This is a genomic window from Granulicella aggregans (genome assembly GCF_025685565.1).
In the GTDB taxonomy this organism is placed as follows: domain Bacteria; phylum Acidobacteriota; class Terriglobia; order Terriglobales; family Acidobacteriaceae; genus Edaphobacter; species Edaphobacter aggregans_B.
Genome location: NZ_JAGSYE010000002.1, coordinates 436222 through 458747 on the forward strand (window position 1 = coordinate 436222; position 22526 = coordinate 458747).

Genomic DNA, 22526 nt, shown 5'->3' on the forward strand with positions numbered 1-22526 from the left:
TTTCCATTCCGAAGACAAATTCATCCCCAACTGGCGCAGTTGTTCGTGTACTCTCTGCGTCGGGGAGACAAGAATGCGTTCACTGCGATCCGTTTCGATTCCTCTCGCGCTCGGAGCACTTGGCCTGTCCGTCTCCGTCTGCGCGTCCGGCCAGGCGCAGCAATCAGCCGTATCCAACGTGCCGCGCGACTATGCCGGCGTACAAGTTCGTATCCCGGGCGTCTTCGTAACGCCCGTCCCAGGCGCGCCGTTTGCCGCCAAGGTGGACATCTTCTCCACCCAGCTTCTCGCCAACGGAGAGACCGAAGTACGCACGACGGTCAACCGTATCGCTCGCGACTCCTCCGGCCGAATCCACAACGAACGGCGGCGGCTTGTCCCGCCCGGCCACGTTGGCGACCCCGTATTAAGCGAGACCCACCTCTACGACCCGGCAACCCGCCTCAATGTCTGGATGAATCCCTTCACTCATGTCGCGCGCGAGATGGTTTCGCGCGCTCCCGTAGCAATTCCCCAGGCATCGGCCGCGACGGGCGGGGTGAAGATGGGATCCGGACAGGGAACTTCCGGCGTCACCCAGGAAGACCTTGGCACGAAGTCGCTAAACGGACTGGAGCTGAAGGGATCCAGAAAGTCCCGCACCGTCACGAAAGAGTTGAGTGGGACAGGCAAGCCGGTCGTGGTCGTCGACGAGTACTGGTACTCGCCCGAGCTGTCCATTTACGTTATCGTGCGCCACGAGGACCCGCGCACAGGAGAGCAACGGGTGGTCGTAAGCGAGGTCGACCGTCGCGAACCCAATCCCGATCTCTTCGCGGTCCCCTCCAACTTCAAGATCGCTGATGAGACCCCTGTCGAGTAGAAGCCGTGCAGCCGGGCGTGACTGGGCCGGAAATACCGTATTTTTCCTCCATAAGCTGGTAAACTAAAGAGCTGTGACTTCCCCTGCCAGCCTCGCTATTCAACCCACCGAAACCCCTGCCGCAACTCGCCCCAAAGTAGGCTTCGTCTCCCTCGGCTGTCCCAAGAACCTGGTCGACTCCGAGGTGATGATGGGCATGCTCCACCACAACGGAGCCCAGCTCACGCCCGAGGCTGAAGACGCCGACATCATCGTCGTGAACACGTGCAGCTTCATCGACTCCGCCAAGCAGGAGTCCGTCAATACCATCCTCGAGATGGCGAAGCACAAGCTGGCCGCGGGAGGCAAAGCCCGCCGTCTCATCGTCGCCGGCTGCCTGGTCGAGCGCTACCGCGATGAGATCCAGAAGAACATCCCTGAAGTGGACGCCGTCGTAGGTACTGGCGAACTGGAAGCGATTCTCGCCGCCGCCGGACTGACGCCCACCGGCCATGCGAACAACTCGCCCTTCAATATCCTGCCGCAAAATTCAGAGCTGGTGAGCCGCGCCCCCAGCGCCGTCCACCAGCACTCCCACCCGACGGAGATCGGCGCGCAGCTCATAGCCGAAGGTTCGATTGAGACAGAAGCAGAGGACGCGTCCTCGACCGCTACACCCTACACCCTGTCCCCTACACCCTCCCGCCCCGAAGGCGCCGCCCGCGAACAGTCCGGTCGCTTCTCCCGCGAAGCCTGGGACGGTGCAGTCTCCACGCTCCCCGAGTACCTCTACTCCGACGAGACTCCGCGCATCCTGACGACTCCCCGCGCGTCCGCCTACATCAAGATCGCTGAGGGCTGCGATCACCCCTGCACCTTCTGCATCATCCCGCAGCTAAGGGGGAAGTTCCGGTCGCGCCGCATGGGGTCGATCGTCGCTGAGGCCCAGAACCTCATCGCGCAGGGTGTGCGCGAGATCACCCTCATAGGCCAGGACACCACCTGCTACGGCGAAGACCTTGGCTTGAAGGACGGTCTCGCGCAGCTTCTCGACGCCCTCGCCGTTCTTCCCGGCCTGCGCTGGCTCCGCTTCCTCTACACCTATCCGAACAAGGTCACCACGCGCCTGCTCGAGACCATGGCGAAGCACGACAACATCGCCAAGTATCTCGACGTGCCGCTGCAACACGCCAGCCCTGCTGTTCTGAAGATCATGAAGCGGGGCGGCAACGCCCAGATCTTCCTCGACCTCATTGCGAAGGCCCGGCGCATCGTCCCCGGCATCGTCATCCGCACCTCGTTTATCGTCGGCTTCCCCGGCGAGACCGAGGCTGATTTCGAACTTCTCTGCGACTTCGTCCGCCAAGCCGAGATTGACTGGCTAGGCGTCTTCACCTACTCCGATGAAGAGGGTGCAGCGGCATTTGAGTTAGCGCCAGAGCTGAGGGTCCCGAAGCGCACCATCGAAGCCCGCCGCCGCAAGCTGATGAAGCTTCAGCAAAAGATCAGCACAAAGAGCAAAGCCGCATGGGTAGGCCGCGAGATCGATCTCCTCGTTGAAGGTCCATCGGAGGAGACCGATCTATTATGGCAGGGACGAACGCCGCTCCATGCGCCGGAGATCGACGGCAAGGTGCTCATCAATGACTTTGGGCCGCATGAAGAGCTGGTGCCCGGAACGTTTTATCGTGCGGAGATTACCGAGTCGCATGACTACGATGTGGTCGCCCGCATTCTCGAATAGCGACTACCTTTCGCCTAGCCCACCCATTTCCCTTGTCATCCTTCGCCACAGGCGGAGGATCTGCTTTTGCTTTTGTTCTTGCCGTTGCTGTTGCCCTTCGCCTTTACTCCTTTTGCAAGCGGCGCTACCCTTCCCCATGCCCCACGAGCACGAATACTTCGTATACATCCTGGCCAGCCGCTCGCGGACGCTTTACGTCGGGGTGACCAACAATCAGATTCTTCGCATCTTGCAACATCGACAAGGTAAGGCCGACACCTTCACCGCAAGATATAAGATCACGCGCCTTGTCTACTTCAGCGCTTCGGATACATCGACAGGGCGATTGCACGCGAGAAGTACTTGAAGCACTTCACTCGGCAGGAGAAGATCGCACGGATCGAAGTGGCCAACCCTGCATGGGAAGACTTGGCCGCTGATTTGTTCCCGACCCCGAACGGAAGAGTGCAACAGCAGATCCTCCGCTTCGCGAAGGATGACAAGGGGAGAGTGGGGTGACAGGGACAGAGAAGATGGCCATAAGGACTACCTCTTCCTCCTTGCCAAACCCACCGTTCTAGTCTTTCGACACTCTCGTACCACTTGTCATCCTTCGAGGCAGAAACCACAGTTCCATTGCGATTCGCGGCCTCGGAGGATCTGCTGCTCGCTCTTGTTGTTACTCGTATCGAATCAAGGAAGGACCTCTCATTTACCCTTCTGCGCTGCGATCCACTCGTTCGTCCGCGCATCGAGCAGATCCAGCGGCAAACTCCCGCCATTCAGCATCTCGTCATGGAACGTCCGAATGTCGAACTTCGGACCCAGCTCAGTCTTCGCCCGCTCGCGTAGCTCGCGAAACTTCAACTGCCCCAGCTTGTACGCCAGAGCCTGTCCCGGCCATGCGATGTACCTGTCCGTCTCCGACTGGATCGTCGGCTCATCCACCGAGCCGCTCTTGCGCATGAACTCGACCACCTGATCCCGCGTCCATCCCTTCGAGTGAATCCCGGTATCTACCACCAGCCGCACCGCGCGGAACAGCTCGCTCGAAAGCCGTCCATAGTCGCTCACAGGGTCCTGATAGAAGCCTACCTCCTTGCCTAACTGCTCCGCATAAAGCGCCCATCCCTCCGCATAGCCGGAGTTGCCGTTGTGCAGCCGGAACTTCGGCAGCCCGGTCAACGTCTGCGCTACCGAAAGCTGCATGTGGTGGCCCGGAATTCCCTCGTGATACGCCGTCGCCTCGTCGTCGATCAGAGTGCGCTTCTCATAGTCCGACGTCGCCACGCTCACCCGTCCCGGCCGCTTCCCATCCGGAGTACCGGTCTGGTAGTGCGTCGCCATCGCCGACTGGAACGCAGGGATCGCCTCCACCGTCACCGGAGCTCCAGGAATGAAAGTGAACAGCTCCGGTAGTTTCGGCTGCATCTGCGCGATGTATTTTCTGTAGTCCTCCAGAATCTGCTCGGAGGAGGTGGGCTTGTACTTCGGGTTTGTCTTCAGCGACTCACGAAACGTAGCCAGGTCCGCAAAGCCTTCTTTCTTTGCGATGACCAGCATATCCGCCTCGATGCGATCGATCTCCCGCAGCCCAAGCTGATGGATCGCATCCGGCGTCATCGTGCTGATGGTCGTCCGGCTGCGGATATTGTTGGCATAACGCGCCTCGCCACCCGGCAACGAAGTCACCGACAACGTTGTGCGTCCGTGCGGCGCGTAGTCTTTCGCGATGAATGCCGAGAATTGCTTGTACGCCGGCAGCACCTCGTTATTGACCGCGTCCGTAATCTCTTGGGTCAGCTTCGCCTTGTCGGCATCCGAAAAGCTCGCCGGAAACTTCTTCAGCGGAAGCAGGAACGGGTCGGCCGCAATAATCCCAGAGCACTGCGCCGGCACCTTCTCCAACAGAAACTTCACCGGCATCAGGTTGTCCTTCATCCCCGCTCGCAGCACCTCTTCGGTCTGCGTAAACACTCGCGGTATCTGATGCAGCCGCGCGATGTAATCCTCATAATGCTTTACCGAATCGAGTGGGACCGCGAGCGGAAGGTCGGCTAGCCCGGTGTGGGGGCCATCCATCTGCGAGACCGGCATCTCGTACTCTTTGAAGCTGTAGTTTGCCATCGCCTGTTCCAGCGAGCGCTGCATCAGCTCGTGCGAGAGCACATCCTGCTCTGCGAACCCGTCCGTCGAGATCGCCTTCAGCCGTGCGAGATATGCTTCGTTCTCCTTCTCGCGCCGCGCTACTTCGGCAAGCGAGACATCGTTCAGCTTGTCGTTGTATCGGTAGTCGCCAAACGCCGTAGCTCGTTCCGGGCTCGCCTTCAACCCCGCTTCGTACCACTCCTCAAAGAGAGCGTTCTGAGACGCAAGCCGCGTTGTGGCAGAATTCTGGGCGAAGGACATAGAAGCGGTGGCAAAGGACACACCCAGGACGACGGCAGAGAGGAAGGATCGCATGATGGGATCGTAGCAGCGGTTCTCCTACCGGCGCACCTGTCTTCGCGACGAAGTTCGCTTCAAGAAAGATGGGCGAACGCCAAAGCGCCCGCCCATCTCGCACATCTGCTGCGCGTGGATTTACTTGCCTACAGTCAGGATCGAGAAGCTTCCCGGAACCATTGGCGGTCTTGCCGGCTTCTGCCCCGGCTCAACCGGCGGCGCAGCGCCAAACTCTGCGGAGATGAGATACAGCTTGTTCGTCTTCGCGTCCAGCGTGAGCGTCTTCGCGCGCGGCATCGTTGTCAGGTTCTCTTCGACAGAAAAGCTCGTCGGGCTCTCTTCCTTCACGATCGTCAACGTCCCGTCTCCCTGTGAGCTGAAGACTTCTTTTGTCTCCGGATTGAAGACCGCGCCATCCGTCCCCTTGCCGATGGGCAACGTCGTGATGATCTTGCCATCCTTCGCGCTCAGCACCACCATCGCCTGCGGCTCGCGGCATGCCGCAAAGAGGATCTCGTGCCTTGCGTCGATCGCCAGGCCCGCGCATCCATCGCCCTTGCCCTGCAGGTCAAAGCTGGTCGAGACCGTCATTGTCTTCGCGTCGATGACCGCGACCTTGCCCTTATCCTCAATCGCGACGTAAACATGCCCCTTGCCGTCCGAGACCGCCTGCTCCGGAGCTCCTCCCAGGTCGATCGTTCCCAGCACCGCCCCATCCTTGGAATCGATCACCGTTGCGTTCGGATCGACATGGCTGAAGATGTACACGCGGTCGTTGAACTTGTCTGCGAAGATCCCGTCCGGCCGGCCCTTCACGTCAATCGTCTTGATCGGCGCCAGGGTCTTCGCATCCCACATCGCGACCGGGCTGCTCGACGCAAATCCATGCCCGGAGGCTACGGCAACGCCATGCCCGCTCGTCTTCTCGATCGAACCCGCATACTTCAATGTATCGAGATCGAATACTGCGACGGCTCCGTCTGTCCCTATCCTCGGCACGTAAAGCTTCCGGCTCGCCGAGTCCGCATAGACGTAGTCGAAGCCGCCCTCGCCACCCACCTTCGTCGTCGAAAGCACTTTGTATGGCCACTGCTGCGCAACCCCCTGAACGGCCATCAGCGCAACCGCCGCGCATCCCGCTACGCCAACCAATCGCTTCATCTCATGCTCTCCTTCGCAGGCCATCGAGGACACGCCTGCGTTCCTGAATCCAGTTGCCTGCGGATCTCGCTGCTTGCAGTCAATCTATTCGGCTTTGATTAAGCTCACCTGAATGCGCCCTCTTCTACAATGAGAGGGTCATGTCCACCGCACCCAAAGCTCTCTTCTGCCCCACCTGCCGCAAGGTCGTCCTTGCTACCGACGAAGACTTCCCCTTCTGCTCCGACCGCTGCCGCATCCTCGACCTTGGCAAGTGGGCCTCAGGCGACTACAAGATCAGCTCGCCCATCCAGGACCCCGACCTGCTCGAAGAGCTTGCCCGGTCAAACGCGAACCGTCATCCGCACAGCTCCGAAGACAGCGAATAGTGGCGAACTCGAAGATTCAAATTAGCGAGCCTTCAAAGACCAAGACGCTCTGGGCCTGGGCCATCGGAACCTTCTTCGGAGCTGGACTGCTGAAGCCCGGTCCGGGAACCTACGGTTCCATCGCTGCGATGCTCCTCTGGTTCGGAGCGGCCAACGTCTTCCATCCCACCCCGTTCGCGCTCGCAGTCGGCACCACTGTCGCGGCTCTCATCGCGACGCTCATTGGTATTCCCGCAGCGACCATCGTCGCCCGTGAGTCTGGCCGCGAAGACCCCGGTCATGTCGTCATCGACGAGGTCGCCGGGCAGCTCATCGCACTGCTCTTTCTTCCCGCAGATTGGCCACACGCTATCCTTGGCCTGCTGCTCTTTCGCTTCTTCGACATCCTCAAGCCGCCGCCCGTTCGGCAGCTTGAACGCCTTCCCGCCGGCACCGGCATCATGATGGACGACGTCGCCGCAGGCGTGCTGGCGCTGATCGTCTCACAGATCTTGACCCACCTGATCCGCTGACTTCCCTTCTCCCTTCTCGCTTCTCCCTCTACACTGTCTCTGTGACCTCGCTCCTCGACTTCCTAAAACCCGAATCGCCCGATGCGCCCCATCTGCACCATCTCGTGCCACCTGCGGCCATGCCGGGCGGTGAGATCGAAGTCCACGGCTCCCACCTGGGGCCTCTCCATGCCGACCTTCCCAGCGCCACCATCGGCGACACTCCCGCTCCCGTCGCTCTCTCGCGGCCGACTCGCGCGACAATCCGAATCCCCGAAGGCAGCATCTCCGGCGACCTCGTCCTCCACCGCAACGGAGCTTCGAGCAACGCGCTCTACGCGCGCGTTGCAGTTCCGATGGCCGAGAATCTCCACCCCGTCGCCAACCCCGCTGTCGACGCCGATGGCCGCCTCTTTGCCACCTTCTCCGGCTCGCGGAACCAGCAGGTTCCCGTCTCCATCTTCTCCATCGACCGCGATTTCCAGATCCGACCCTTCGTCCGCGACCTGCTTAATCCCAGCGGCCTTGCCTTCGGCCCCGACGGCCTGCTCTACGCCAGTTCCCGCGCCGAAGGCACTATCTATCGCATCTCCCCAGAAGGAAAGGCGACCCTTTACGCCGAAGGCCTCGGCGTAGCCACAGGCATCGCCTTCGACGCCGAAGGCAACCTCTACGTAGGCGACCGCTCGGGAACGATCTTCAAGATCGCCGCCAAATCCGACCCTCTAGAGCCCGAAGACGCCCCGCGCAGCATCTTCGTCTTCGCCACGCTCGAACCGAGCATGGCCGCCTATCATCTCGCCTTCAATGGAACTGGAACCCTCTTCGTCACCGGTCCCACGACCAGTTCTAACCAATTAATCCACGCTATTGCCCCTGATGGGACGACATCTATGTTCTACCAGGGTCTTGGCCGCGCCCAGGGTATGGCCTTCGATGTCGATGACAATCTTTACGTCGCCGCGTCCCTGCATGGCCAGCGCGGCATCGTCCGCATCACGCCGCGCAAAGAGGCTTCGCTCGCCGTCTCCGGCTCGAATCTCGTCGGACTAGCCTTTCTGGAAGACGGCTGCGCTGCGCTCGCTACCCGCGATGCTCTCTACCACGTAGCCCTTGACATCGAAGGCCGCAGGCTGGCGTAGCTCAGCGCACCTTCAACGCCGTCCCGAAGTTTGGCGTTCCGTCCGCGCTCCAGGTAAACCGTTGTGCACGCGTCGTCCGATGAGCCGCAGTCGGCGCATCGGTGCTCTTGGCCGCGTACAGCAGCCATTCCGATCCGTCCGCCGCGTGCGCGAACGTTCCTCTGCCCGGCCCGTAGACTCCATTTACCGGTGCGGCTGAGAACAGAGGTCGCGGGGTCTTCTTCCAGTTCTTACGGTTCAGCGGATCGCCACCCTGGAACGTCAGCAGCCCGAGGCAATAAAACGGCGAAGCCGTATCCGACCCGGAGAACACCACGAACGTTTTGTCGCCGTGATAGAGCGCGCTCGGCCCTTCGTCCACCGGGTAGTTCTTCGTGCTGCCCGCACCCTTCTCCCAAGGAAACTCCGGCTCCGCGATGAGCACCTTCTCTCCGACCGGCTTGATGGGCTCTGCCAGCCGAACCATAGAGATGTCGTTCTCTTCGAGATCGACGTTTACGAACATCAGGTAGTCGATTCCTCTCACAGTCAGGATCGAAGGGTCGATCGCTGGCCGCCCCAGATCGAGAGCGCCGCGAAAGGTATAGCTTCCCCACTCATCTTTCGTGTCTGACTCCAGCACGTAGATGGCGTGCTCCTTACCTGCGGCCCGAGCGGTGAAGTAGATCCACCATCTGTCGCCCCTTTGCCAGATGGTAGGCGACCAAAGCTCCGTGAGATCGTCTGTTGGAGTAAACAGGACTTTGGACTCGCTCGCTGCGGTCTCGATTGTCGGCCCGCGCCAGAGCGTGATGTTGTGGCCAGTGGTTGCGAGCAGCAAATACTTTCCGTTCACTGTATTCAACGTGATAAATGGGTCGGCGTTAGGGAGAATAGGAATCGCCGCAGGTTCCCGCCCCGCCATCACGGCAGGCAATGCGCACGTAACCAGAAAAACCCAGACAATTCCCTTTACAATCCTGCACATACAAGCACTTCCTCGGCGAGTCTTCGGGCTTTAGCTTGAACAAAATTGACGGGAACCATGATTCCTCGCCCGCATTTCACTTCGCGTCTTCGCTCTTTTTATGTACACTAAGGATTCGAGTTCTTTACAGGAAAGTTGCTATGTCCATACATCCCATCATGCAGAAGCTGGCCGCCAAGTTCGAGCGGACCGATCTCCCCCCATTCGCTCCTGGCGACACCGTCCGCGTTCAGGTCAAGATCAAGGAAGGCGAGAAAGAACGCCTCCAGGCATTCGAGGGCATGGTCATCGCCTCGCGCAAGGGCCCGCACGGCACCTTCACCGTCCGCAAGATGAGCTTCGGCCAGGGCGTCGAGCGTATCTTCCCCTACAACTCCAAGGTCGTCGACACCGTGACCAAGGTTCGCTCCTACGAAGTCCGCCGCTCGAAGCTGTTCTACCTGCGCGGCCTCCGTGGCAAGGCTGCCCGTCTCAAGGAAGTCGCCCGCGCCACCAAGTAGTCTCTTTCGCATCTTCGTAGAGGCCCCGGTCCACAGATCGGGGCCTCTTCTGCGTGTGCAAAATCCAAGGTTGTAGACTGCAAAGTGACCATGCCTGCTGCCCCATCGCAAAAGAAGAGCGTCAAAGCCGCAGCCGCCAAGCAACGCATGTTGAAGCAGCTCATCTGCAGCGACGCCCCGGAGCAGGCACTTCGTTATGCCGGATTCGAACGCATCGCAGGCGTGGATGAAGTAGGCCGCGGAGCCCTCTTCGGCCCGGTCGTCGCCGCTGCCGTCATCCTCCCGGAGCGCATCGCCCATCTCGCAGAGGCTGGGCTGAAAGACTCCAAACAGATGCTCCGCGAAGACCGCGAGGCGATGGACGCAAAGATCCGCAGCATGGCGCTCGCCGTCAGCGTCGCCGAGGTCTCCGCTGAGATCATCGACTCCATCAACATCTACCAGGCGACGCGCCTCGCCATGCGCCTCGCCGTCGAAGGCTTGGCCGTCGACCCCGACCATCTCCTCATCGACGCCATGCGCATCGACCACGTCTGCGCCCAGACCAAGCTGATCTATGGCGACTCCCTCAGTCTCTCAATCGCCGCAGCTTCAGTCATTGCCAAAGTCCATCGCGACGCGCTTATGCGCCAGCTCGATGAGCTTCACCCGCAGTACGGCCTTGCCTCTCACAAGGGCTACGCCACGCCCGAACACCGCCGCGCTCTGAAGGAGCACGGCCCCTGCCCGCTCCATCGCCAGACCTTCGCTCCGGTCGCACTGAGTAGCGGCCGAATGGCGGGAGAAGTCACACAAACGCTCTTCGACGAAGACCCGAACTTCGAAGACGCCATCATCGACGCAACCGACCTAGAGGAGTGTGTAGATTGGGCTTGAAGCTCATGCTCGTAGTGGCTCACCCGGACGACGAATGCTATGCATTTGGCGGCGCGCTCTCGTTGGCCGCCGATCGCGGCATCGAAACGTACGTCGTCTGCCTGACAGATGGTCAAGCAGCTACAAATCGCGGAGACGCCGCCTCAGCCCAGGAGCTTGGTGCCATGCGCCGCGCCGAGTTCGCCGCCTCCTGCAAGGTCCTCGGCGTCACCCACAACGAGCTCCTCGACTACCAGGATGGCCGCCTCGAGTTCGCCAACTTCCCCCAGGCCGCAGGCCGTATCGTCGAGCGCATCCGCCGCTTCAAACCAGATGTCGTTCTCACCTTCGGCAGCGATGGCGGCCCCAACATCCACGCCGACCACATGATGGTCTCCATGTTTACCACCGCCGCCTTCCACTGGGCCGGCCGGCCCAATCGTTATCCAGACCTTGCCCAGCCCTTCCAGCCACGACGTCTCTTCACCGTCACCTCCAGCTTCGAAATTCCCGACCGCCAGCCGCCCATGCCTTCGCCCTGGACGGTCTCGCTCGACATCACCACCGCGCAGGAGCGCAAGGCCGAGGCCTTCCGCCAGCACCTCTCGCAAGCGCCTTTGATGGAGAGCACCAAAGAGCTCTTCGAAAAGTTCGGCCAGCAGGAGTTCTACACCCTCCTCGCTTCGGAGTCCTCTCAGCCCGCCCGCCACATGACGGACCTCTTCGAAGGACTTTGAGGGATTAGCTTTCTTATCGCAGCTGAAACTCCGGCGATCCCAAGACCAGCGCCGTCAGCAGATTCAACGTGTCGACAGGGCTCGTTCCTGCTGGTTGATCGTTCAGCTGCTTGTAGATCAACTGGTTCGTCTTCGCAGACGCCTGGCCGCCGATGATCGTGTCTTCGAGGACACGAAGCGCAACCCCCTGGCCACCCGCACTCGCGACGCCCGGTGGTGACGGATCTTTCCCCTCTTCCGCGAGCAGCGTTGAGGTCAGCTTCGGGCGCGCCGTGGACTTCCCTTCCGTCGAGGACTGCACTGCCGATACCGGTCCAGCCTCCGACATCAGCCCCATAGCCAGCACCCGCGACGAATCGAACTTCTGGTTGTAGAACTTGTTCGTGGTGAGCTGAGAGGCGAAGTTCAGCCGGTCAACCAGAGCTCCCGTGTTCATCCACTTGTCTGCGGTAATGTAGTATCCCGTCGGCGGAAGCGCGTTGTAGAGCGGCATGCCCATCGCGCGGACCGTGTTCACCAGCGCACCGGGATTAGCCGGATCGGTCGCCGTCGAGCGGAAGGCGGAGGCAACAAACTCCACTGGCGTCTTTACCTTGTTGCGGAAGTACTTCTTCGAGTTGAACTCCGGCGAGGCAACCAGCGTCCGAAGGACGGCCTTGATATCTCCATCGGTAGAGAGGTACGTCTTCGCCATCTGGTCGACCAGCGCCGGCGGCGGATCGTCAGCAACAAAACGCTGTGCCAGCTTCCAACTGATAAAGTGAGCCGTCTGCGGACTTGCTGCCAGGATCGCGAGTGCCTCCAGCCCCTGCTTCATGCCCGGATCGACGTTCATTCCCTGCACGCTTGGAATCGCTGCCACATTCGCCGATCCCGCAGGACTCACCGTCTTTCCTCCACGAACTATCGGGGCGGCACTGATCTTCGTGGCCACGCCGTTCTCGGCTATGCGATAACCAAACCAGTCCTTCGCCCCCGGCTCATGCCGCTTCGGATCGAAGAGGAACTGGCCCGCCTGTCCCGGATGGTCGACCGTCCATCCCGTCAGAATCGCGGCCAAGGAAGTGACATCGGCCTGTGAGTAGCCGCCATTCACGCCGACCGTGTGCAGCTCCATCACCTCCCGGCCGTAGTTCTCGTTCAGGCCCTTGTTGCCCTTCTTCGAGTTGGGATTCGCAGGGTTCACCCCGTTTGCGATCGAGTTCGGACCTATCGAAAGCTGGTTGTCCAGGTAAACCATCATCGCCGGACTCGTCGCAGTCGCCGCCAGCAGGTCGCCAAACTTGCCCAGAGCATGTTTGCGGATCACGTCGCGCTCATAGGTCGTCGTGTACCACTGATCGGAGTCTTTGTTGATGTAGATGTTGAAGTGGTTGAACCAGAAGTCGGTCATCACCTCGAGCAACTGCCGCTCGGTAAGAATGTCGCGCACCATCCGTGCCTGGGCCAGCTCGTTCCCGATGTTCCCGGCAGCGTTCACGTTCGAGCTCATGCCTTGAAAGATCTCGCGCTCACGCGGGGTGAGGTCGTTTAGCAGCAGGTTTCGCTGATCTCCCGCAAGATAGCTGGTGAACGCGATCCTTTCCGGGACAGACATCTTGATCAGCTCGGCCATCCGCTGGTTCTTCGGCAGCGCGAACAGCTCCCCGGCGATCCTCGCCGCCGTCGCCTGGTCTGCAGCCTTCTGCGCCGCCTTCTCCGCGTCGCTCGGTTCCGGAGGAAAGTTCCCCTTCGCATCCGCGGTCTTCGACACCTTCTGCTGATTGAACTTGTAGATCTGTACTTCGTACATCGACGCCAGCAAAGGGTCCGTCGGATACGGCATTCTGCCATCCGCAACCGCTCCGATCGCGCCCCGGTCAGGGAATAGCAGCAGGGCCTGCTCCGGCTTCATGTTCAAGGTCGGAAAGTCACCAAGCCGTTTGTCCGTGGCAGCATCCGGGATCGACTCCGGCTTGAGCTGCTGCTCAAACCACTTGTCGCCTCCCATGGCCAGGACACGCTCCAACTCGCCCGGTCGCGGCCCGAAGGTGAATCGATCCAGCAATTGCAGCACGCGATCATGCTCGTTCAGCGGCACCAGTGCAGAGCCCTTTGGTGTCGAAGGCACCTTCGACTTCCCTGCAAACATCCTGATCCCGGAAGCCGCCGGCAGTGAGCTGTCCTGACCGGATGCGGCCGAACCGCTCTGAACGCTCAGCGCAAGGTTGAAGATGAGAGGCCAGACCAGCGATTTAAGGCCACATCGGCGCATGAAGTCTCCTCTCTCATAGGAACCTGTTTCAGGCCGCCAAGTTGCGTCTTGCCCTGATCTTCTTCATCGCCCAATAGGACAATCTCGCCAGCAAGAGCACATCCAACACGATCGTCACTCTCAGCGGAGACATCACCCCTGGCTTCACCATCCACCAGAAGTGCGTCACTCCCAGCCATGCTGCCAGGTAGATCGACCAGTGCAGCCGCTGCCAGTTCTTGCCTCCCATAGCCCGCATGATCGCGGAGGGCGAGGTGGCAGCCAGCAGCAGCAGGATCACCCACGCCGCAAACCCCACCTGGATGAATCGCCGCTTCTGGATGTCGTCCCACATCCTCGGCCAGACCAGCTTGAACTGCGTCCACACCTCGGAGAGATGCCCCGACTGCACCCCAGCAAGCGCCGTGGGAATGTCATATCCAGAGAAGAGCAGGATGTACGTTAGCAGGTGCAGCGTCGCGTAGAAGAACGCATAGAGCCCTACCATCCGCCGGAACCGGATCAGAAATCCCAACGAAGTATGCAGCCGTCGCACCGGCGTGATCGCCAGGCAGGCAAGCAGCGTCCACAACGCCCAGTCGCCAGTGAAGTGGGTAATAAAGTTCACCGGATCGGGAAGCAGCCCCAGCGATCCGTTCTGGTAGAGGTGCAGCAGCCAAACGAACGGCGCCAGGCACGCGAGATGAACGACGACTTTCAGCAGAAAGATGACGCGCTTCGGCATGTCTCAGAGTATCCAGCCAGGAGCCTGCTCCGGCAACCTGATTTCAGAGATGACTACTTTGAAAAAGAGGAGGGATCCTCCCCGACCGCCCGCTTGCATCGCAGGGCCGCCGGAGAGGACTTTCGAGGAGAGAATTTGTGGCAGAGTTTTTGCAGATAGGAGTTGCAGCTACTTACTGGAAGAACGGCATAGTGCATCATTCAGATTGCCTTTGGCTAGTAAAATTTTTTCAGGTTCATGCCGTTATAGATACCTGCGACCTGATCCGCATATCCATTGAACGGAAGCGTCGGAATCGTCTTCGGAAAAGGGCTCGAATCGATCCTCCGCTCGTGAGCCTGCGACCATCGCGGATGATCGACCGTCGGATTCACATTCGCGTAAAACCCGTACTCGTCTGGAGCCATATCGTTCCAAAGCGTGTGCGGCTGCTTGTCGGTGAAGTGAAATTTAACAATCGCCTTCCCATTCTTGAATCCATACTTCCATGGAGTCACAATCCGAATCGGGGCTCCATTCTGGTTCGGGAGCACGTTTCCATAGCAGCCAAACGTCAGCAGAGCCAGCGGGTTCATCGCCTCGTCCAGCCGCAGCCCTTCGGAGTACGGAAAGCTGAAGCCGAATGGCAGGTCCGGCATCTGCTTCTTGTTCAGGTCGGTGATGAACTGCACATACTTCGCGCTCGGCAGCGGGTTGCAGAACTTGATGAACTCGCTCAGGGAGTATCCGTCCCACGGGATGACCATCGACCACGCCTCGACGCAGCGGTGGCGATAGACGCGGCTCTCGAGAGGCCGGTACTTCATGATGCTGTCCACATCGAGCGTTAGCGGCTTGGCCACCATGCCGTCCACCTGCACCGTCCATGGCCGCGTCTGCAGCGTGTGCGCGTTACGCGCGGGCGCCGACTTGTCCGTTCCGAACTCGTAGTAGTTGTTGTAAGCCGTGGCCTTCGCCTCGGGAGTCTGTGTCTCGGTGACGTTGTACTGACTCGAAACCGTCTGCAGCTTCTGCGTATCGGCGAAGACCTTCGTCGCCGGATTCAACATCCCGGCGAACCCCGTCGCCGCGAACGCACCTGCCCCAAGCGCTGCCGCCGAGGCCAGAAACTGCCGCCGGTCCTGCGAGTGTTTCTTAAACGCGCCCTCCGGCGTAATCTCGGACGAACGAATATCGGGCTCTTTGCGAAATAACATGGTGATCCTTCCCTGCCCTGCAACAGTTAGATTGCGGACGCAATAGAAGGTTACGCCCCTGTGAAGAGATACGGCCAGCGGTCGCTCGCGGATGCCCGCCGCCTACGCTCGCTGATGGCTCCGCCGGCTTCGCGCCAGGAACAGAACAGCCCCTACGACGACCAACACGCCAGCCAAGAGCAACTCCCGCTCGAAGTTCGCCCGCGAAAACAGAATGTACACAAACCCGCAAACAGCCACCACCGCGGGGACCGGGTAAAGCCACATCCTGAAGGGACGTGCCAGCTCCGGCTGCGTCCTTCGGAGATAGATCACGCCCACATGCTGCATGAGGAACTGCAACAGAATCCGCAGCACCACCAGCGCTGCAATCACATCCTTCAACTGAAAGAAGCAGAAGACGACTGCCGCTGCAGCCAATGTAAGCAAGGACACATAAGGAAACCCGCGCGTCGGATGCAGCTTCGCGAACGGCTTGAAGAACTCCCCATCCCGAGCCGCCGCATACGGTATCCGCGAATATCCTAGCAGCAGCGAAAAGATCCCCGCGAACGCCGTGAACATGATCAGCAGCGCCGCAACCTTGCCGAGCATTGGCCCGACTATTGGCCCATAAGCCATCTCCATGAACAGCGAGATCGTCGCCCGCCGCGCATCCAGATTCTGCTGTGCCAGCATCGTCTGCCACGGAACCACCGCCAGCACCATCACATTCATCGCCAGATAGATCGCGGCCACCAATCCAATGGAGATGAGGATGGCTCGGGGCACCGTCCGCGCCGGGTCCTTCACCTCTCCGCCCAAAAACGTGACGTTGTAGTAGCCCCAGTAGTCGTAGGTAGCAATCAGCATCGCCGACCCCAGCCCCATGAAAAACGCTGGCGTCAGATGAAACGCTCCCGCAGGCAGCGCGAACGCCTGATGCCAGTTCGCATGTAGCACGCCCGTCACCAGGATCCATCCGATCGTCGCCATCACTACCGCCCCCATAGCGATCGAGATCACCTGTATTCGCGCCAGATTCCGATAGAGCAATACAACCGCGAGCACCACCGCTGCGATCGCCACCACCGTCGCCCAGCTCACGGAGACGCCCGCGCTATACGCCCCCACATGCAGAATCCTCGTAACTCCGCCCTTCGCCAGTGCAGGCAAGAGATACGTAGCGTACTGCCCCAGCCCTATCGCTCCCGAGGCCATCGACAATGGCGCGGAGAAACAAAGCTGAAATAGAAACAGAAACGCGAGAAGCCGCCCCAGCCTTCCGGGATAGATCATCCTGAGAAAGTGATACGTCCCGCCAGCTTCCGGCAGCGCTGCACCAAGCTCCGCCCACACCAGCCCATCGCAGAGCGCAAGCAGCGCGCCGAGAACCCACCCGAGCATCGCCTGTGGGCCGCCCATCGCCGCCAGAATCAGCGGCATGGTGATGAATGGGCCAACGCCGATCATGTCCAGCATGTTCAATGCCACCGCGCCACGTAACGTCAGCGTGCGCGCAAGCTGCTGCGAGTTGGCCCCATCGTGCTCGATCTTCTGAGTCTACCGTCTGGCTCTTCTTTGTTCGTCATTCCCGAAGGGAATCTGCGTCTACAGAGTCCACTCCCTGAACCTACCCATTGAGCGGTATACGTTCCCACCCATCGCAAGAGACAACGGCGCAATGGATGGGACACCCTAACATTCTTGCTTCTGCGGCAAGGGGAAGAATCCCCGCATCCCGCCCGGCCATCGAACTTCTACCAACTATGAGAGATTTAACCCAATGACCCTCCGCGCCCTTGCAGCGACTGTCACCTTGTTTGCATCCGCCCTTGCGGCTACCGCTCAGCAGCCCCTGCCGCAGTTCACCGACCCCGCCAACCTGCGCGGCGAGCGCGTGAAGCCCCGCGACGGACGCGAGTTGCCCATCGACCAGGGCGCACGCGGCCTCGAGCAGATGCTGCGTAAGCTCAACACCCGCGCCTCGCTTATGCTCATCGTCGCCCACCCCGACGACGAAGACGGTGGCATGCTCACCTACTACTCCCGCGGGCTCGGCGCACGCGTCGCCATGCTCACCCTCACCCGCGGCGAGGGCGGCCAGAACGCTATGACCGGCGACTTCGAAGACGCCCTGGGCCTGCTCAGAACCCAGGAACTTCTCTCCGCCGACCGCTATATGGGCGTCGATCAGTTCTTCGGCACCGAAGTAGACTTCGGCTTCTCGAAGACCAAAGAAGAGGCCTTCAAGAAGTGGACCCACGAGCGCGTGCTCTACGACGCCGTCCGCGCCATCCGCCTCTATCGCCCGCTAGTTATCGCAGCCGTCTTCATCGGCGGCGTCACCGACGGCCACGGCCAGCACCAGGTCTCCGGCCAGATCGCGCAGGAGGCCTTCAAGGCTGCCGCCGACCCCACCGTCTTCCCCGACATGATCGCCGAAGGCATCCTCCCCTGGCAGGCGCTAAAGGTCTATGCCCGCGTCCCTATGCAGTCGATCTCCGACAAGGGCTTGTTCGACTACGCCACCGGCAAGTACACCGCGCCGCGGTTCGAGAACTACGTCACCGGCGAGGTCACCACCACCACGCCGACGGCAGACGTCATCGTCCACGAAGGAACGCCCGACAAGCTCCTCTCCGACGATCCTGCCGCGCCTCCGAGAACATACGTTCAGTTCGCAAGGATCGGCCTGGGGATGCAGAAGTCCCAGATTGGCGGCGGCATCCGCGTGCCCCCAGCGGGTGCCTTCGACGTGAGCTACCACCGATATGGATCGAAGCTCGCGAAGCAGCCGCAACACGAAACGAGCTTCTTCGACGGGATCGACACCAGCATCGGAGGCATCGGACGATCCATACCAGGCGCGCCAAAGTTTGAGCTCGAACAACTGGAAAGCCTAGAAGCTGAGATGAAACAGCTTTCTGACCGGAACGCCAGCGAAAAGCAGCGCCCGCGACTGCCCGAACTTCTTGCCGGCGCCTTGAAACGAACTGACCTTATCCTCTCAACGCTTGAGTCATCACAGCTCACGGGGCAGGAGAAAGCCGACGCCCTTCACGAACTCCGCATCAAGCGCGTTCAACTGAATGACGCTCTTGCGCTTGCTCTGGGGGCACAAGTCGATGCCGAGGCAGATGGCGCGGATGTTTTGCAAAATGGCTTAGGGCTTGTTCATGTCCAGGTCTCAGAGTCCGCAGATCTTCGACTCAAGTTTCCGGTGAGGCTAAGTGCTTTTGGGACTAAAGCATTCACAGAGTTGCGTCGGGAATTTGGCCCCGACGATCCGCAAAGGTCTATTGAAGCCAAAGTCGATCTGCACTTTCGCCCAGATATGACCTCAGTCATCACAAAACCATATTTCTTCCGTGACAACATCGAGGAGGCTTCCTACCAGATGCATGACGCGGCACTGCGCAATGCTCCGTCAACTCCGCCGGCGTTCGTGGCCAAGGCGCATTACACCTACAACGGCGTGGACTTTGAGATTGACCGCATCGTCCACAATGGCCTCCAGCCAGTAAGCATCGTCCCACATGGAAGTCTCAGCCTCTCCACTCATGCGCAGGTCCTCTCAAACAGCGCTACGTCAACGACCATCCGCGCCTTCCTCACTCCCGCAACAACCCCAGCGATAGCGCCAACGCTTGCGCTTCCAACTGGCTGGAGATCAACTGCAGCCTCGGCCAATGCCGCGACTGCAGATGAGACGCGCTTCACCATTACGCCCCCGCCCACAGCCCGCAGAGCTACCCTCATCAAAGCCAGCGCTGCACTCCCGGACGGAACGATCTCCGTCGGCTACCGGCCCATCGGCTACGGCGATCTCCCCCGGACCAACTACTACACGCCCGCCACCGTCCGCATCGTGCCCGTCGATCTGAACCTGCCATCGAATAAAAAGATCGCCTACCTCCCCGGCACGGGCGACGCCGTCCCCGAAGCTCTCGCCTCCATCAACCTCAAGCCCGAGATCCTCACCGTAGCCGACCTCACCCCGGCCAAGCTCGCGCAGTACGACACGGTCATCCTCGGCGTCCGCACCTACGCCGCCCACCCCGACCTCCACGGCGCACCCACGCAGGCGCTGCTCGGCTACGCCCGCAACGGCGGCAACGTCCTCGTGCAATACCAAACCACCGAGTTCACGGCCGAAGACGCTCCTTACCCTCTGTCGCTCGGCAGCAACGAAAGGGTCGTAGACGAGACCGACCCCGTCCAACTCCTCGACGCCAGTGCCCCATTCCTCACCACGCCAAACAAGATCACCCCCACCGACTTCAATAACTGGGTGGAAGAGCGCGGCCACGGCTTCCTTGGTAGCTGGGATTCGCACTACACGGCGTTGACCGAAACCCACGACCCGGAGGAAGACCCGCAACGCGGCGGCCTCATCACAACAAACCTCGGCAAGGGAAGATGGACCTACTGCGCCTTTGCCCTCTATCGCCAGCTCCCCGAAGCCGTCCCCGGAGCCTTCCGCCTCTTCGTGAATCTCATCACTCCCGCGACCGCAAAGAATTAAGAGACACTACAGCCATGACCACCGGCTCTCTCGAAGCGAAGCACCTCGAAGCGGCAGACCTCCTGCTCAACGCCCGCCGCACCGCTACCCCTATCGCCGACCTCCCGGCCGAGCTTCAGCCCACGTCGCTCGAAGAGGCCTACGCAGTCCAGGACCTCCTCGCCGAAGCCTATGGCCCCATCGGCGGATGGAAGGTTGGCGCGCCCACGCCCGAAGCCACGCCCATCTTCGCCCCCATGCCGCTCGCCTGGATCGCCGCCAGCGGAAGCACGCTCTCCGGCATTACCTCGCGCTATCGCGGGCTCGAGGCAGAGATCGCCTTCCAGCTCGGCGAAGACCTTCCGCCCCGCGCGACCCCGTACACCATGGACGAGATCGTCGCCGCCATCGCCAGTTGCCACCCCGCCATAGAAGTGATCGAGTCGGGCCTCGCCGACCCCGTCGCCGCCACGCGGATGTCGATGCTCGCCGACCTCCAGATGCACGGCGGCTTCCTCTACGGCCCTGCCTTTGCCGACTGGCAAGCCATCGACTTCACCTCCGAGACCGTATCTCTATCCGTCGACGGCGTAGTCCGCATCGAGCGCACCGGCTCCAACACCTCCGGCAATCTCATGCGCCTGCTTCCCTTCCTCGCCAACGAAGGCTCGGCCCGCACCCACGGCCTCAAGCGCGGTCAGTGGATCACCACCGGAAGCTGGACCGGCCTCGTTCAAGCGATGTCCGGGTCGGACGTCAACGTCCACTTCGGCACCGCCGGCCGCGTCGAACTTCTCTTCGCCTAGCCGCGTGCCGCGCCACGAATCTGTGCCCCATGCATCGCAGCCTCATCGCGATGCGTGGGATGAAGCCACAAACGTCTACCGATCAGGATCGAAACTATGACCACCGCAATTCCCGGCGTTGAACTCACCGCCCCGCTCTCCGACCGCTACGCCACCGTCCTCACCCCCGAGGCCCTCGACTTCGTCGTCAAGCTCCAGCGCGCCTTCAACGGCCGCCGCAAGAAGCTCCTCGAAGGCCGCGTTGCTCGCCAGGCCCGCCTCGACGCCGGTGAAAAGCCCGACTTCCTCCCTGATACCGCGGAGATCCGCAACGCCGAATGGCAAGTCGCTCCGCTCCCGCAAGACCTGCTCGACCGCCGCGTCGAGATCACCGGCCCGGTCGACCGCAAGATGATCATCAACGCCCTCAACAGCGGCGCCAAGGTCTTCATGGCGGACTTCGAAGACTCCACCACGCCCACCTGGGACAACCTGCTCGACGGCCAGATCAACCTCCGTGACGCCATCCGCCGGACAATAACTTTCGAAGACCCGAAGACGCAGAAGTCCTATAAGTTAACTGACAACCCCGCCGTCCTCTTCGTCCGCGCTCGAGGCTGGCACCTCGACGAGGCCCACATTCTCGTCGACGGCGAGCCCATGTCCGGCTCGCTCTTCGACTTCGGCCTCTACGTCTTCCACAACGCCGCAGAGCTCCTCGCCCGCCACTCCGGCCCCTACTTCTACCTGCCCAAGCTCGAAAGCCACCTCGAAGCCCGCCTCTGGAACGACGTCTTCGTCCTCGCGCAGACGCTACTCGATATCCCGCAAGGATCGATCAAAGCGACGGTGCTCATAGAGACCATCCTCGCGGCCTTCGAGATGGACGAGATCCTCTACGAGCTCCGCGACCACTCCGCCGGCCTCAACTGCGGCCGCTGGGACTACATCTTCTCCTTCATCAAGAAGTTCGCCGGCGACAAGACGCTCCTCTTCCCCGACCGCGGCCAGGTCACCATGGCGACGCACTTCATGCGCAGCTACTCGAAGCTCGCCATCAAGACCTGCCACCGCCGCGGCGTCAGCGCCATGGGCGGCATGTCCGCCTTCATCCCCATCAAGTCCGACCCCCTCGCCAACGAGCGCGCCCTCGCCCAGGTCCGCATCGACAAGGAGCGCGAAGCCACCGACGGCCACGACGGCACCTGGGTCGCGCACCCCGGCCTCGTCCCGGTCGCGATGGAGGTCTTCGACCGCATCATGCCGCAGCCGAACCAGATCGACAAGCAGCTTAACGACCTGAAGACCACCGCCGCCGACCTGCTCAAGGTCCCCGAAGGCACACTCACCGACGCCGGCCTCCGCCTCAACGTCGCCGTCGGCCTGGGCTACCTCGAAGCCTGGCTGCGCGGCATCGGCTGCGTCCCGCTCTTCAACCTGATGGAGGACGCCGCCACCGCCGAGATCAGCCGCGCCCAGCTATGGCAGTGGGTCCACCACCACGCTCACCTCGAAGACGGCCGCCGCGTCACCGCCGAACTTGTCGATCAGGTCATCACCGAAGAACTGGCCCTCGCCGAAATCCGCGTCGAAGCCACCCGCTTCGAAAGCTACAAACACGCCGCCTTCCTCATGCGCGAGCTGGTGAAAGCCCCACACTTCCAGGACTTCCTCACCGTCCCCGCCTACGCCCGCGTGATAGCCAGCGAGACCTTCACGACCCCATCCATCTGAAACTTTCGTTGTAGAAACGCCCGTTAAACGCTACTGAGCCAGAAAAACTTACTTGGCAATCGTGGAGGTTGCGCTAGACTTCTGTCCATGCTGACTCGCTTCCCAACGATTCATCCG

19 protein-coding genes are annotated in these 22526 nt (G+C 61.1%); 12 read left to right on the top strand and 7 right to left on the bottom strand.

Annotated elements, in window-relative coordinates; all coding sequences use genetic code 11:
- The first annotated feature begins 73 nt into the window (after positions 1-73).
- The 3 genes from OHL18_RS11350 (at position 74) to OHL18_RS23290 (ending at position 2931) form a co-directional block, all read left to right on the top strand.
- Positions 74-862 (top strand): hypothetical protein, encoded by a 789-nt coding sequence (locus OHL18_RS11350; protein WP_263374970.1) that lies wholly within the window; start codon positions 74-76, stop codon positions 860-862.
- Between the two features lie 73 nt (positions 863-935).
- Complete coding sequence (gene rimO / locus OHL18_RS11355; protein ID WP_263374971.1) at positions 936-2585, top strand: 30S ribosomal protein S12 methylthiotransferase RimO; 1650 nt, start codon at positions 936-938, stop codon at positions 2583-2585.
- 136 nt (positions 2586-2721) lie between these two features.
- Entirely contained in the window at positions 2722-2931 is a 210-nt protein-coding gene (locus OHL18_RS23290; RefSeq protein ID WP_396274373.1) for a GIY-YIG nuclease family protein, read from the top strand.
- Between the two features lie 341 nt (positions 2932-3272).
- Here OHL18_RS23290 and OHL18_RS11360 read toward each other — a convergent pair whose 3' ends face one another.
- Both OHL18_RS11360 and OHL18_RS11365 read right to left on the bottom strand, forming a co-directional pair.
- Entirely contained in the window at positions 3273-5027 is a 1755-nt protein-coding gene (locus tag OHL18_RS11360; RefSeq protein ID WP_263374972.1) for a DUF885 domain-containing protein, read from the bottom strand.
- Between the two features lie 120 nt (positions 5028-5147).
- Positions 5148-6170 (bottom strand): YncE family protein, encoded by a 1023-nt coding sequence (locus tag OHL18_RS11365; RefSeq protein ID WP_263374973.1) that lies wholly within the window; start codon positions 6168-6170, stop codon positions 5148-5150.
- Between the two features lie 140 nt (positions 6171-6310).
- On the opposite strand from OHL18_RS11365, the gene OHL18_RS11370 reads away from it, so the two are divergent.
- Genes OHL18_RS11370 through OHL18_RS11380 form a run of 3 tightly spaced genes read left to right on the top strand, consistent with a single transcriptional unit; the run spans position 6311 to position 8171 of the window.
- Complete coding sequence (locus OHL18_RS11370) at positions 6311-6538, top strand: DNA gyrase inhibitor YacG (RefSeq protein ID WP_263374974.1); 228 nt, start codon at positions 6311-6313, stop codon at positions 6536-6538.
- Complete coding sequence (locus OHL18_RS11375; protein ID WP_263374975.1) at positions 6538-7050, top strand: phosphatidylglycerophosphatase A family protein; 513 nt, start codon at positions 6538-6540, stop codon at positions 7048-7050. Before OHL18_RS11370 ends, OHL18_RS11375 begins: the two co-directional genes overlap by 1 nt.
- 41 nt (positions 7051-7091) lie before the next feature.
- Positions 7092-8171, top strand: coding sequence for a gluconolaconase (locus OHL18_RS11380; protein ID WP_263374976.1), 1080 nt, complete (start codon positions 7092-7094; stop codon positions 8169-8171).
- Between the two features lies 1 nt (position 8172).
- On the opposite strand, the gene OHL18_RS11385 is transcribed toward OHL18_RS11380, so the two are convergent.
- Positions 8173-9138 carry a glycoside hydrolase family 43 protein gene (locus tag OHL18_RS11385; RefSeq protein WP_263374977.1) on the bottom strand — a complete coding sequence of 322 codons (966 nt, stop codon included), beginning with the start codon at positions 9136-9138 and terminating at the stop codon, positions 8173-8175.
- Positions 9139-9278: 140 nt separating this feature from the next.
- On the opposite strand from OHL18_RS11385, the gene rplS reads away from it, so the two are divergent.
- From rplS to OHL18_RS11400, 3 genes are all read left to right on the top strand, one after another.
- Positions 9279-9638, top strand: a complete 360-nt coding sequence (gene rplS / locus OHL18_RS11390) for a 50S ribosomal protein L19 (protein WP_281383454.1) — start codon at positions 9279-9281, stop codon at positions 9636-9638.
- A gap of 90 nt (positions 9639-9728) precedes the next feature.
- The gene (locus OHL18_RS11395) at positions 9729-10514 is read left to right on the top strand and encodes a ribonuclease HII (protein WP_263374978.1); all 786 of its coding nucleotides are present in this window, start codon (positions 9729-9731) and stop codon (positions 10512-10514) included.
- A 5-nt stretch (positions 10515-10519) separates the two neighbouring features.
- Complete coding sequence (locus OHL18_RS11400; protein ID WP_263375747.1) at positions 10520-11230, top strand: PIG-L deacetylase family protein; 711 nt, start codon at positions 10520-10522, stop codon at positions 11228-11230.
- A gap of 13 nt (positions 11231-11243) precedes the next feature.
- On the opposite strand, the gene OHL18_RS11405 is transcribed toward OHL18_RS11400, so the two are convergent.
- The 4 genes from OHL18_RS11405 to OHL18_RS11420 form a co-directional block, all read right to left on the bottom strand.
- On the bottom strand, positions 11244-13484 hold the full coding sequence (locus tag OHL18_RS11405; protein ID WP_263374979.1) for a DUF1800 domain-containing protein: 2241 nt from the start codon (positions 13482-13484) through the stop codon (positions 11244-11246).
- A 28-nt stretch (positions 13485-13512) separates the two neighbouring features.
- Positions 13513-14208 (bottom strand): protein-methionine-sulfoxide reductase heme-binding subunit MsrQ, encoded by a 696-nt coding sequence (locus tag OHL18_RS11410; protein ID WP_263374980.1) that lies wholly within the window; start codon positions 14206-14208, stop codon positions 13513-13515.
- A 215-nt stretch (positions 14209-14423) separates the two neighbouring features.
- A complete protein-coding gene (gene msrP / locus OHL18_RS11415) occupies positions 14424-15404 on the bottom strand; it encodes a protein-methionine-sulfoxide reductase catalytic subunit MsrP (protein WP_263374981.1) in 981 nt (326 codons plus the stop codon).
- Between the two features lie 102 nt (positions 15405-15506).
- Entirely contained in the window at positions 15507-16877 is a 1371-nt protein-coding gene (locus OHL18_RS11420; protein WP_396274379.1) for an APC family permease, read from the bottom strand.
- Between the two features lie 292 nt (positions 16878-17169).
- Here OHL18_RS11420 and OHL18_RS11425 point away from each other — a divergent pair, with 292 nt between their 5' ends.
- The 3 genes from OHL18_RS11425 (at position 17170) to aceB (ending at position 22409) form a co-directional block, all read left to right on the top strand.
- Positions 17170-19911, top strand: coding sequence for a PIG-L family deacetylase (locus OHL18_RS11425; protein ID WP_263374982.1), 2742 nt, complete (start codon positions 17170-17172; stop codon positions 19909-19911).
- Positions 19912-19925: 14 nt separating this feature from the next.
- Entirely contained in the window at positions 19926-20696 is a 771-nt protein-coding gene (locus tag OHL18_RS11430; RefSeq protein ID WP_263374983.1) for a 2-keto-4-pentenoate hydratase, read from the top strand.
- Between the two features lie 96 nt (positions 20697-20792).
- Positions 20793-22409 (top strand): malate synthase A, encoded by a 1617-nt coding sequence (aceB, locus tag OHL18_RS11435; protein WP_263374984.1) that lies wholly within the window; start codon positions 20793-20795, stop codon positions 22407-22409.
- Positions 22410-22526 lie beyond the last annotated feature (117 nt).

What these genes read in the sequence shown, in the direction of transcription:
- OHL18_RS23290 (WP_396274373.1), top strand. Translation starts at nt 2,722, where the DNA reads ATGCCCCACGAGCACGAATACTTCGTATACATCCTGGCCAGCCGCTCG.
- OHL18_RS11410 (WP_263374980.1), bottom strand. Translation starts at nt 14,208, where the DNA reads ATGCCGAAGCGCGTCATCTTTCTGCTGAAAGTCGTCGTTCATCTCGCG.
- msrP (WP_263374981.1), bottom strand. Translation starts at nt 15,404, where the DNA reads ATGTTATTTCGCAAAGAGCCCGATATTCGTTCGTCCGAGATTACGCCG.
- OHL18_RS11365 (WP_263374973.1), bottom strand. Translation starts at nt 6,170, where the DNA reads ATGAAGCGATTGGTTGGCGTAGCGGGATGCGCGGCGGTTGCGCTGATG.
- OHL18_RS11405 (WP_263374979.1), bottom strand. Translation starts at nt 13,484, where the DNA reads ATGCGCCGATGTGGCCTTAAATCGCTGGTCTGGCCTCTCATCTTCAAC.
- OHL18_RS11425 (WP_263374982.1), top strand. Translation starts at nt 17,170, where the DNA reads ATGACCCTCCGCGCCCTTGCAGCGACTGTCACCTTGTTTGCATCCGCC.
- OHL18_RS11430 (WP_263374983.1), top strand. Translation starts at nt 19,926, where the DNA reads ATGACCACCGGCTCTCTCGAAGCGAAGCACCTCGAAGCGGCAGACCTC.
- aceB (WP_263374984.1), top strand. Translation starts at nt 20,793, where the DNA reads ATGACCACCGCAATTCCCGGCGTTGAACTCACCGCCCCGCTCTCCGAC.
- OHL18_RS11395 (WP_263374978.1), top strand. Translation starts at nt 9,729, where the DNA reads ATGCCTGCTGCCCCATCGCAAAAGAAGAGCGTCAAAGCCGCAGCCGCC.
- OHL18_RS11385 (WP_263374977.1), bottom strand. Translation starts at nt 9,138, where the DNA reads ATGTGCAGGATTGTAAAGGGAATTGTCTGGGTTTTTCTGGTTACGTGC.
- OHL18_RS11350 (WP_263374970.1), top strand. Translation starts at nt 74, where the DNA reads ATGCGTTCACTGCGATCCGTTTCGATTCCTCTCGCGCTCGGAGCACTT.
- OHL18_RS11400 (WP_263375747.1), top strand. Translation starts at nt 10,520, where the DNA reads ATGCTCGTAGTGGCTCACCCGGACGACGAATGCTATGCATTTGGCGGC.
- OHL18_RS11370 (WP_263374974.1), top strand. Translation starts at nt 6,311, where the DNA reads ATGTCCACCGCACCCAAAGCTCTCTTCTGCCCCACCTGCCGCAAGGTC.
- OHL18_RS11360 (WP_263374972.1), bottom strand. Translation starts at nt 5,027, where the DNA reads ATGCGATCCTTCCTCTCTGCCGTCGTCCTGGGTGTGTCCTTTGCCACC.
- rplS (WP_281383454.1), top strand. Translation starts at nt 9,279, where the DNA reads ATGTCCATACATCCCATCATGCAGAAGCTGGCCGCCAAGTTCGAGCGG.